Origin of the sequence: Cellulomonas gelida (genome assembly GCF_006538725.1) — a bacterium.
GTDB lineage: Bacteria > Actinomycetota > Actinomycetes > Actinomycetales > Cellulomonadaceae > Cellulomonas > Cellulomonas gelida.
On record NZ_BJLQ01000008.1, the window covers coordinates 39146 to 50573 of the forward strand.

Annotated in this window: 8 protein-coding genes; all 8 read right to left on the reverse strand. The window is 74.4% G+C overall.

Going from position 1 to position 11428, the window contains the following annotated elements; all coding sequences use genetic code 11:
* Nucleotides 1–124: 124 nt before the first annotated feature.
* A complete protein-coding gene (locus tag CGE01nite_RS05495) occupies nucleotides 125–907 on the reverse strand; it encodes an isoprenyl transferase (protein ID WP_048342406.1) in 783 nt (260 codons plus the stop codon).
* Between the two features lie 90 nt (nucleotides 908–997).
* Nucleotides 998–1729, reverse strand: a complete 732-nt coding sequence (recO, locus tag CGE01nite_RS05500) for a DNA repair protein RecO (RefSeq protein ID WP_048342407.1) — start codon at nucleotides 1727–1729, stop codon at nucleotides 998–1000.
* Between the two features lie 149 nt (nucleotides 1730–1878).
* Nucleotides 1879–3672: a 2-isopropylmalate synthase gene (gene leuA, locus CGE01nite_RS05505; protein WP_141369490.1), complete on the reverse strand. Its 1794-nt coding sequence runs from the start codon at nucleotides 3670–3672 to the stop codon at nucleotides 1879–1881.
* Nucleotides 3673–3885: 213 nt separating this feature from the next.
* Nucleotides 3886–5445, reverse strand: coding sequence for an outer membrane protein assembly factor BamB family protein (locus CGE01nite_RS05510; protein ID WP_141369492.1), 1560 nt, complete (start codon nucleotides 5443–5445; stop codon nucleotides 3886–3888).
* Nucleotides 5446–5561: 116 nt separating this feature from the next.
* Nucleotides 5562–6857, reverse strand: a complete 1296-nt coding sequence (locus CGE01nite_RS17455) for an RDD family protein (RefSeq protein WP_170210902.1) — start codon at nucleotides 6855–6857, stop codon at nucleotides 5562–5564.
* Nucleotides 6854–9274 (reverse strand): transglutaminase domain-containing protein, encoded by a 2421-nt coding sequence (locus tag CGE01nite_RS05520; RefSeq protein ID WP_141369496.1) that lies wholly within the window; start codon nucleotides 9272–9274, stop codon nucleotides 6854–6856. The genes CGE01nite_RS17455 and CGE01nite_RS05520 overlap by 4 nt, the downstream gene beginning before the upstream one ends.
* On the reverse strand, nucleotides 9271–10413 hold the full coding sequence (locus tag CGE01nite_RS05525; protein WP_048343240.1) for a DUF58 domain-containing protein: 1143 nt from the start codon (nucleotides 10411–10413) through the stop codon (nucleotides 9271–9273). The genes CGE01nite_RS05520 and CGE01nite_RS05525 overlap by 4 nt, the downstream gene beginning before the upstream one ends.
* A gap of 1 nt (nucleotide 10414) precedes the next feature.
* Nucleotides 10415–11371 carry an AAA family ATPase gene (locus CGE01nite_RS05530; protein ID WP_141369498.1) on the reverse strand — a complete coding sequence of 319 codons (957 nt, stop codon included), beginning with the start codon at nucleotides 11369–11371 and terminating at the stop codon, nucleotides 10415–10417.
* Between the last annotated feature and the right edge of the window lie 57 nt (nucleotides 11372–11428).

An 11428-nucleotide genomic window follows, 5' to 3' on the forward strand; every position in this document is an offset into this window, starting at 1 on the left:
CCAGCGTCGGGCGTGGACCAGGTGACGCGCGTCCCACGGCGGAACCCTCCCGCGCGGACCAGGGTCCTCCCGTCGTCGTGCGCGAGTCCCGCCGGGGTCCACCCGTCGTCGTAGCCGGACGGCGTCAGGAGACGGGCGTGTCGACCGCTCCGCCGTAGCGACGGTCCCGGCGCGCGTACTCCTCGATCGCGCGCCACAGGTGACGGCGGTCGACGTCCGGCCAGGCCTCCTCGAGGAACACGAGCTCGGCGTAGGCCGCCTGCCAGATCATGAAGTTCGACGTGCGCTGCTCACCCGACGACCGCAGGAACAGGTCCACGTCCGGCAGGTCCGGCTCGTCGAGGTACCGCGCGAAGACCTTCTCGGAGATCCGGTCGGGGTTGACGCGACCCGCCTGGACGTCGCGCGCGAGCGCGGCCGCCGCGTCGGCGACCTCGGCGCGCCCGCCGTAGTTCACGCACATCGTGAGCGTGCACACCGTGTTGTTCTTCGTCAGCTGTTCGGCGGTCTCGAGCTCGTCGATCACCGAGCGCCACAGCCGGGGACGACGCCCGGCCCAGCGCACACGCACGCCCCACGAGTTCATCTCGTCGCGACGGCGGCGCAGCACGTCCTTGTTGAAGCCCATGAGGAAGCGCACCTCCTCCGGCGACCGGTTCCAGTTCTCGGTCGAGAACGCGTACGCCGAGACGTACTCGACGCCGATCTCGATCGCACCGGCGACGACGTCGAGCAGCGAGGCCTCGCCCGCCTTGTGACCCTCGACGCGGCTGAGCCCGCGTGCGTTGGCCCACCGGCCGTTGCCGTCCATGACCACGGCGACGTGCCGGGGCACGAACTGCTTCGGGATCGCCGGGGGGCGGGCACCCGACGGGTGCGGGAACGGGGGCAGCACGGGCGCGGGCACAGCGTCATTCTGCCGCGCACGCGGGCGTCGTCGGGCCCCGCCACGTGCGAACGCCCGTCAACGAGCCCGCACACGCGGGCGAACGGCGGGTCAGACCCGTTCGACGTGCGGCAGGGAGCGCAGGCGCCGCTCGAGGTGGAACTGGCTGAACGCGGCGACGAGTCCGGCGGCCTCGCCACGGTGGCGTTCCGCGCTGTCGTCCACGACACCCCAGTCGCCCGCGAGCAGCGCGGACAGGAGCGCGAACGTCTCCGGAGCGGGCGACGCAGAGCCGGGCGGCCGGCACGACCGGCACACCGCCCCACCCGACTGCACGTTGAACGCCTGGTGCGGCCCGGGCTCACCGCAGCGCGCGCAGTCGTGGAAGCTCGCCGCCCAGCCCGCGACCGCGAGAGCGCGCAGCAGGTAGGAGTCCAGCACCAGGCCGGGCGCCCGCTCGCGCGAGGCGAGCGCACGGACCCCGCCGACGAGCAGCCAGTACTGCTGCAGCGCGGGCTCGTGCTCGGCGTCGACGAGCCGCTCGGCGGTCTCGAGCATCACGGTGCCCACCGTGTAGAGCGCGTAGTCGGCCACGAGCGCACGCCCGTACGGGCCGATCGTCTCGGCCTGGGTGACGATGTCGAGGTGGCGTCCCGTCGACAGCTGCAGGTCGACGTGCATGAACGGCTCGAGCCGGGAGCCGAACCGCGACGTCGTCCGGCGCACACCCTTGCCGACGGCACGCACCTTGCCGTGCTGGCGGGTCAGGAGGGTGACGATCCGGTCCGCCTCCCCCAGCTTGTGGGTGCGCAGCACGATCGCCTCGTCGCGGTAGAGGCTCACGCAGGCATTGTCCCCCGGGGCGCCCACACGCGGGCGCTCCCGCGCCGCCGGCTCACGCGACCCTGCTCGTCGGTCCGGTGGGACGACGAGCAGGGTCGCGGGCGCACGCGCCCGGCAGGCCCGCTCAGCGGGTGGCCTCAGCCCCGGAGTCAGCGCAGCTGGCGGTTGATCGCCGAGACGATCGCCTTGAGCGACGCGGTGGTGATCGAGGGGTCGATCCCGACGCCCCACAGGATGTCGTCGCCGATCGCGCACTCGACGTACGCGGCGGCGGTGGCGTCGCCACCCTCGGACAGCGCGTGCTCGGCGTAGTCGAGCACCGCGACGTCGACCCCGACCTGCCGGAGCGCCGCGACGAACGCCGCGACCGGGCCGTTGCCCGTGCCCTCGATCGTGCGGACCTCACCGCGGTCCACGAGGTCGACCGACAGCGTGTCCGGGCCGTCCTGCGCGCTCGTCGCGCGGGTGCCCTGCAGCGAGAACCGGCCCCACGGGACCAGGTCGCCGAAGTCCTGCGCCGCGGTCCCGACCTTCGCGGCCTCGACCGGCAGGTACTCGTCGACGAAGATCCGCCACAGGTCGTCGGCCGTGACCTCCGTGCCGTGCTGGTCGGTGTGCTGCTGCACGACCTGCGAGAACTCGATCTGCAGCCGGCGCGGCAGGTCCAGGTCCTTCTCGGACTTCATGAGGTAGCTGATGCCACCCTTGCCCGACTGCGAGTTGACCCGGATGATCGCCTCGTACGAGCGGCCGACGTCCTTCGGGTCGATCGGCAGGTACGGCACGGCCCACACGACGTCGTCCGTGGTCCTGCCCAGGGCCGCGGCGCGCTGCTCGAGCGCGTCCAGGCCCTTCTTGATCGCGTCCTGGTGCGAGCCCGAGAACGCGGTGAAGACCAGGTCGCCGCCGTACGGGTGGCGCTCGTTCACCGGCAGCTGGTTGCACCGCTCGACCGTGCGGCGGATGCGGTCCATGTCGGAGAAGTCGAGCTGCGGGTCGATGCCCTGGCTGAACAGGTTCATGCCCAGGGTCACGAGGCACACGTTGCCGGTGCGCTCGCCGTTGCCGAACAGGCAGCCCTCGATGCGGTCCGCACCCGCCATGTACCCCAGCTCCGCGGCGGCCACGGCCGTCCCGCGGTCGTTGTGCGGGTGCAGGCTCAGCACCACGGCGTCGCGGTAGCGCAGGTTGCGGCTCATCCACTCGATCGAGTCCGCGTACACGTTCGGGGTCGCCATCTCGACCGTCGCCGGCAGGTTGATGATCACCGGGCGCTCGGGCGTCGGCTGCCACTCCTCGAGCACCGCGTTGCAGATCCGCAGCGCGAACTCGAGCTCCGTGCCCGTGTACGACTCCGGCGAGTACTCGTAGTACACCTCGGTGTCCGGGACGAGCTCCTCGTACTTCTTGCAGAACCGGGCACCCGACACCGCGATGTCGACGATGCCGTCCTCGTCGGACCGGAACACCACGTCGCGCTGCAGCGTGGACGTCGAGTTGTAGAGGTGCACGATCGCCTGCTTGGCGCCCGCGATCGCCTCGTACGTGCGCTCGATCAGGTGCTCGCGCGACTGCGTGAGCACCTGGATCACGACGTCGTCGGGGATCCGGCCCTCGTCGATGAGCATCCGGACGAAGTCGAAGTCGGTCTGCGACGCCGCGGGGAAACCGACCTCGATCTCCTTGAAGCCCATGTCGACCAGCAGCTCGAACATCTCGAGCTTGCGAGCGGGGTTCATCGGCTCGATCAGGGCCTGGTTGCCGTCGCGCAGGTCCACGGCGCACCAGCGGGGGGCCTTCGTGACGCGCGCGTCTGGCCACCGGCGGTCGGGCAGGTCGACCTTGATGATCTCGTGGAACGGCCGGTACTTGTGGATCGGCATGCCCGACGGCTGCTGGGGGCTCGTCTGCTGATAGCTCGCGCTCGTGGGGGTGACGCTCATGGGGTACTGCTCCTTCGCGGGTTCTCTCGGCGTGTGGTCAGCCGGCGCAGAACGACACCGCGGCAGGGGTCCGGCCTAGAAGGCCCCGCCGCGGCACGGAAGGAGGAGGCTCACGCCCGTCGTGCTCAGCACGTCGGTCACCTTACTCCCCTGCGCGGCCCGCCCCGCAAACGCTGCCCACCTGACGGTCCGGCACGCGCGGGACCGGGCGCGTCACGGAGCCAGGACCACGACGCCCTCGTCGGTCCGGCCGACGAGCAGCCCGCCGATCGCCGAGAGCCGCGTGACCTGCGGCGGGACGCTCACCTGCCACCGCTGCGCACCGTCGCGCAGGCCGCGCGCGAGCAGGGTGACCCGGTCGCCGTCCTCGACCGCCGTCAGCACGAGTGAGCCGTCCGTGAGCACGGGCCAGGCCGGTGCCTCGAGCTCGTGCGACCACAGCGACGCGCCGGTGTGCGCGTCGTACGCCGCCCACCGGCCGTCGTCGGCGACCAGCAGCGTGTCGTCGACGACCGCCTGCGGCGTCGCGCGCGTGCTCAGCGACCACAGCTCGTTCCCCGTCGCCACCTCGAAGCCGCGCACCGCGACACCCGTGGACAGGATCGCGACCTCCTGCGCGGACTCGTCGTCGATCGCCAGGCTCGACGGCACGGCAGGCAGGGCCGTCACCGGCTCACCGTCGCGGTCGAACATCCAGCCGCCGCGCGCCGGCGTCCACGCGGCGAACCCGTCGCGGAACGGGACGAGCGCGACCGCCTGGCCGCGCGCCTCCGCGACGACCACCTCGCCGTCGTCGAGCCGCAGGACGACCAGCTCGGCACCGCGCACCACGGCCACCCGGTCCGTCAGCTCCATCGAGGCGCGCTCGATCGCGAGCGTCCCGGAGAGCTGCTGCAGCGACCGGTACGACCACACGACGTCGCCCGTGCGTCCCGCGCGCCGCTGGACCAGCGTGCGGCCGTCCGGGTCGGTCACCGCGACGACGATGTCGTCGTCGACCCGCCCGAAGCCCGCGACGTCGCCCTTCTCGGTCCACGACCCCACGCTGCGGCCGGTCGCCGCGTCCACCGCCACCACCCGCAAGCCCTCGAGCCCGTCCGCGACGGACTCACCCGGCGCGGGGTCGCCGTACACGGGGATCGCCAGGTCCGTGGTGCACAGCACCAGTCCGCTCACGCGCGCCCCGCGCCAGCTCGGGCACTGCAGCCACGCGCGCTCGGTCGCCGCAGGCGGGCCGGTCACACGCGTGGTCCAGCGGTGCTGACCCGTCTCGGCCGCGTGACCGACCAGGCTGCCTCCGGACGAGTCCTGCTCGACGACGACGAGCGTGTCGTCCGCGACCACGACCGACCCCTCGCCCGACGCGGCCGCGGCACGCCACGTGACGTGCACCGGCCCGTCGAGCGGCTCGAGCAGTCCGGGCACCGACACCGCACGCTCGTAGGCGTCCGCGCGGCGCGCGTCGTCCCAGGCCGCGAGAGCGGCGAGGACGAGCACCGCGGCCCCGATCGCCGCCACCCAGGCCAGCACCCGGCGTCGACGCGCCGGCCAGCCGTGCGGTGCGGCCTCGTCGTCCGGGTCCCACCCGTCCTCGCCCGCCGCCACACCGCTCTCGGGGGGCGCGTCGTCGAGCGGCGCGTCCGCCGGGGGGCGGGGCTCGGGCGCGCCGGCGGTCGTCGGGCGCGACGAGTCCGGGACAGCGCCCGCCGACGTCGGCGTGAGCTCGTCCACCTCGACCAGCTGCAGCTGTGCAGCGTGGCGGCTGTTCGCCATGCCGTCAGCGTAGGCTCCGCGAGCCGTTCGCGGGGCGGATCCGCCGATCGGCCGCACGACCGACGGTCAGGATGTCCCGATCGTCTGCGTGTCGTGGCGTCGGGACGACTCGCCCGTCAGGACGTCTCGACCAGCCGCAGGACGCAGTCGCCGAACATGACCACGGCGCCCAGCCGTAGACGCACGGGCTGGTCGACCGGGCAGATGACCTGCGCACCGTCCGGCAGCGTGACGACCGTGCCGTTCGTCGAGCCGCGGTCGGCGACCCACACGCCCGAGTGCTCGACCGCGAGCTGCAGGTGCGTCTTGGAGACCGACCGGCCGGGGTCGACCACGCGGACGAGCTGGACGCCGTCGGTGGCCGCCGCCGGGTTGCGCCCGACGAGCGCGGTGTGCCGCACCTCGACGCGCTGGCCGTCGCTGATCTCCACGATCGCCGCGGTGATTCGCTCACGCGTCGTCGACGGCGGCGGGACGGGCGGCAGCGCGCGGCGCGTCGTCTCGACGTCCTCGTCGTCACCGAACCGGTGCGGGACGGGGTGGCCGAGGACGTCGGGCGCGGGCGACGCGGCGGGCGCGTCCGGGACGAGCCGCGCGAAGGCACCCTGGCCGCCGGCCGGGACGGGTGCCGCGGACGGCGCGGGCGGTGGCGGGACGAGCGGGAGGGCGCGCGTGTCGAGGTCCGGCCCCGCGCGGTGCGGCGCGAGCGGCGCGAGGACGAGCGGACGGGTGATCGGGCCGGTCATCGGGGCCGACGCCGTGCCGACCGGGGCGACCGGCGGGGCGGGTGGCCGTGCGGGGACCGGGCCGGGCGCGGCGGGCGGCGTGACGGCGGCCACCGGGTCGCTGCTGGGCGCGCGCCACGAGAGCGTCGAGGCCGCGCGCACGACGTCGGGGTGCGGCGGGGGCGGCGCGACCGCACCCGTGCCGCCGCCGCGCACGTCGAGCACCACCGCGCGTGCCGCGAGGTCGTGCCAGCCCTGCTTGCGACCCGAGCGGTCGAACAACGGCGAGAGCAGCACCACGAGCTGACCGACGCCCGCGACGAGCGTCCCCGCGGCGACGACGAGCCCGCGCAGGAGCACGCGTGCCAGGCCGATCGGTCGGTGCGTCCGCGCGTCGAGGGTGCGCACGCCCAGGGCGCGTCGCCCCACGGTCCAGCCGAGCCGGCCGTGCAGCACCCACTGCAGCACGACGAGGGCGAGCGACAGCGTGCCGCACAGCACGACGAGCCAGGTCGCAGGCGTCGCAGACTCGCCGGAGCCCCCGTCGAGGGCCGAGACCCCCTGCAGCACCCCGAGCCAGCCGCCGACCAGGAGCGCCAGGACCACGTCGAGCCCCACCGCGGCGGCGCGGCGCCCGAGACCCGCCGCACCCGCGGACGCCGATGCCGGTACCGACCGACGGTTCACCGTGACTCCTTGCGCGTGACCTGCTGCGTCCGGCGCCTCGTGCGACCGGACTCCACCGTGCGCGCCGCGCGAGCGGCGTCCTTGCGTGCTCGTCGGCGCGCCCGCACCGACGCGAGCGACAGCCGCGCCCGCAGGCGCCGCCGCCAGCCGACCGACGCGCGCATCGTCGCGAGCGTCGACTCGACCTGCGACCAGTACTGCGCGACCTGCGTCGCGTCCGGCTCGCCCGGCCCGAAGACCGCGCGGTCCGCGTTCCGAGCGAGCGCGTCGACCTGCTCGGCCACGCGCGGTGCAGACGTCGTGCCCCGACCCGCGGCGTCGCCTGCGAACGCGAGCGCGAGCGCCCGCGCGGACTCGGACCGGGTCGCGACCTCGGGTGCGGGACGGCGCAGGTCGATCGCCTGGTCGAGCACCTCGTCCCACCCCCCCGCGACGCGTGCGACCGGGTCGCCGTGCTTGCGGCGCCGACGCCGCCGCCGGGACTTGATCGCCCCCACGACGACGAACGGCGCGACGAGCAGGAGCAGCGGCACGCCCGCGGACACCGCCACGACCGCGACCGTGCGCCACAGCGCGGAGGCGTCGTCGTCGTCCGCCGGAGGCTCGGGAGCGGGCTGCTCGGTGTCGTCGTCCGGCGGGGTCACCGCACCGGGCGGCGGCGGTGGGGGCTGCACGACCTGCGGCTTGGGCTCGGAGCTCTCCGGGTCGTCGCTCTTGTCGGGGGTCTTCTCCTTCGGCGGCGTCGCGTCGAAGGGCACCCAGCCGTACCCGGAGAACGCGACCTCGACCCACGCCTGGACGTCGGCGCCGGTCACCGCGACGGGCTCACCGCTCGCGACCTGCTCGGCCGAGGGCACGAAGCCGAGCACCACCCGCGCGGGCAGCCCCAGCGAGCGCACCATGAGCGCGAGCGCGGCCGCGTACTGCTCACCGTCGCCGACCATGAGGTCGTCCGCGAGCAGGCTCGCGATCCGGTCCGCGCCGTGGCCCGAGAGCGACGGCGTCTGACCCTCGAGGCCGTCGCTGTAGAACCCCTCCTCGATCAGCCAGGCCGCGAGCGAGTCGGCGACCTCGACCGCGTGCCCGGCGTCGCGGGCCACGTCGGCGGCGGTCACGCCCACGACCTCGGGGACACCGACGAGCTCGGGCTGCACGACGTCGGCCGCCGCCGCCGTGCCGATCTCGTCGACGGTCGGGACGACCGGTACGACGGTCTCGAGATCGTAGGACAGCCCCTGCTCGAGCCCGCCGGTCAGCACCGCGGCGCCCGTCGCGTCGTTGAAGCGCAGCTGCGAGGCGGTGCGGCCCAGGCCGAAGCCGGTCGCCTGACCGACCGTGGGCAACCACACGCCCGTGAGCTCGTCGATCGTGATGCGCACGGTCCGGCGCTCGCCCCGCACGCTCGTCGGGAGCTCGTCACCGACGCGACGGAACTCGCCCGAGCTCTGCGCGGAGCCGTCGCCCGCGACGTTCCACACGACGCCGTCGTAGCGATCCATCGTCGCGAGCCGGACGCGCCCGCCCTGGCCGAGTCCCTCCACGGTGAACAGCGTGGTCTCGTCGAGGTTCTTGACGTACTCCCGGAACGCCGACAGCGGGCTCGCGTAGTCACGCGGGTCGAACGGCGGGACGATCTCGTCGCGCAGCACGTAGCGCGGCTCGTCGCCGACAGCCAGCGGCGCACCACCCAGCGCGGCCCCCACCCCGACGAGTCCGAGGGTGGCGAGCGCGATCACGCGACGCGGACGCAGCCCGCCCGCACGCCACGCCGCCCATGGCAGCAGAACGACCGCCAGGACCACGCCGGTCACGGTGGGCGGCACGAGCGGGAAGCGCACGCCGAGCAGGATCACGACGACGAGCACGCCGACCGGCACCAGTGCGGCTGCGGCCGCCCACCGCCCCGGCGCCCGCACCGCGACGGCGACCGCGGCCAACGAGCCGACGAACGCGAGCAGCAGGGCCGCGACGAGCATCGTCCCGCCGGACCCGAGCGGCGGCTGCAACGTCACCACCTGCGCCCAGGACGTGACCGCACCGCGCGCCAGACCGACCACCGTGGCCGACGTCGGCACCACGCCGGCGACCGTCGTCGACGGCGCCGCGAGGGCCCCGCCGGCGAGCGCGTACGTCACCAGCGCGGCCGCGACGACCGTGATCGCGGTCCACCGCAGCCACGCACCGACCAGCGCGAGCGCCGACCCGAGCACCAGCCCGCCGACGATCGCCGGCAGCGCGGCGTTCCCGCCGTACACCTCGAGCAGGGGCGCGAGGACCAGGGCGAGCACACCGACGAGCACCGTCGCGTCGAGGACGCCCAGCGCGAGCGGTCGCCGCCGCGGCCGCGCGGTGGCGCGCCGACGGGCCGGGGCCTGCGCCGCGCCCGCCGGTGCGGGGCGTTCGAGGGTCGTCGTCACGCGATCACGCGCCGCAGGAGACGGGGCAGGTCGTCGAGCGTGCCGAGCGTCGCGAGCGTCAGCTGGCCCTGCGTCCGCACCGACACCTCGGCACCGAGCTCGCACCGCACGACGAGCGTGCGCGTCCCCGCAGGCAGGTGCCTGCTGCCGAGCCGCAGGTCGGAGTCCGAGGGCACCGAGCCGGTGACGAGCACCGCGACCGAGCACTGCGGCGACTCGCGCACCACGCGCCGGCCGAGGAGCGTCACGTCGGCGCCGGCCGGGTCGAGCTCGAGCCCGGAGCAGTCGTCGAGGAGCATCGCCGGCGTGCGGACCCGCAGCGCACCCGGTCCCGCGAGCACCGCGAGGTCGCGCTCGTCCCGCAGGGTCTGCACACCGATCGACGCGAGGGCCGAGATCGCGAGCTCGAACTCGTCGTCGTACGCGTAGTCGCGCGGGTCGTTCGCGAGCGCGAGCACCGTCTGCGTGCGACGCGTGTCCTCGAACTGCTTGACCATGAGCTTGCCGCGGCGCGCGGTCGTCCTCCAGTGGATGTAGCGACGGTCGTCGCCCGCGACGTAGTCGCGCAACGCGTGGAACGACATGTCGGAGTCCGACAGGTCGCGCGTCGACTGCCCCTCGAGGTCGCGCAGCAGCCCCGAGCTCGCTCCGCCGAGCGGCACCAGCTCGGGGTGCACGTACAGGTCCACCGGCCGGGTCCACAGCACGCTGCGCCGCGCGAGCCCGAGCGGGTCGCCGCGCACCGAGCGGACGGGGCCGACGACGACGACCGCGCGGCGCGCCGTCGGGATGGCGAACAGCTCGTCGTGCGTCGCGTCGGGGGCCAGCGACGGCACCGCGAGCTCGGCGAGACCCGCACCCACGGGCAGCTCGAGCCGCGAGGGCAGGGACCTGCGCCGCGCGGCGTTGCGGACCTCGATCCGACCGACCGCGCGCTCGCCGATCCGCACGCGGTGGTCCGCCATGTCGAGCGTGACCGCATACCGCGCGCGGCCGACCGTCATGAGCAGGCACACCGCGAGGACGCCGACGAGCCCCGCGCCGAGGGTGGCGAGCTCGGCCCAGCCGAGCAGCCGCCCCAGCACGAGGCCGAGGAGCGCGACGACCGCGCTCCCCCAGCCGGCGCCCGAGATCCGCACGTCAGGCCGCCCGCAGCACCGGGGGCGCGACCTGGTCGAGCAGGCGGGCGAGCACGTCGGTCGCCGTCACGCCGGCGAACTCCGCCTCGGCGTCCAGCACGAGGCGGTGGGCCAGGACGTACTGCGCCAGGTCCTTCACGTCGTCGGGCAGCACGTACTCGCGGCCTCGCGAGGCGGCCCAGACCTTCGCGCAGCGCACGAGCGCGAGACCGCCGCGCACGCTCGCACCGAGCGCCGTCTGGCTGTCGTCACGGGTCGCCTCGGTGATGCGCGCGACGTAGTCGAGCACCACCGGGTCGATGTGCACCGTCTGGGCGAGGTCGGCCATCGTGCCGACCGCCTCGGTCGTGATCCGCGGGCTCAGCCCGAGCGTGCGGTCCTTGGCCCCCGCGAGGATCTCGACGGTCGACGCACGGTCCGGGTAGCCCAGGCTCGTCTTGATGATGAACCGGTCGAGCTGGGCCTCGGGGAGTCGGTAGGTCCCCGCCTGCTCGATCGGGTTCTGCGTCGCGATGACCATGAACGGACGCCCCACGGGGTGGGTCACACCGTCGACCGTGACGTTGCCCTCCTCCATGACCTCGAGCAGGGCCGCCTGCGTCTTGGGCGACGCGCGGTTGATCTCGTCCGCCAGCACGACCGAGGCGAACACCGGGCCGCGATGGAACTCGAAGCGGCCCGTGCCCTGGTCGTAGATCGTCACGCCCGTGACGTCCGACGGCAGCAGGTCCGGCGTGAACTGGATGCGGTGGTGCGTGCCCTGCACGGTCGCGGCGAGCGCCTTGGCGAGCGAGGTCTTGCCCGTCCCGGGCGCGTCCTCGAGCAGCAGGTGTCCCTCCGCGACCATCGCCGTGAGCGCGAGGCGCACCGGGAGCTCCTTGCCCAGGAGCACACGGCTGACGTTCTCGGCAAGGGCGGCGAACGTCTCGGCGAACCAGGCGCTCTGCTCGGGGGTCATGTGGCGGTCTCCGTCGTCATCGGTTCGGTCGTGCTCGGGGCTCTGTGGCGGTGGTGG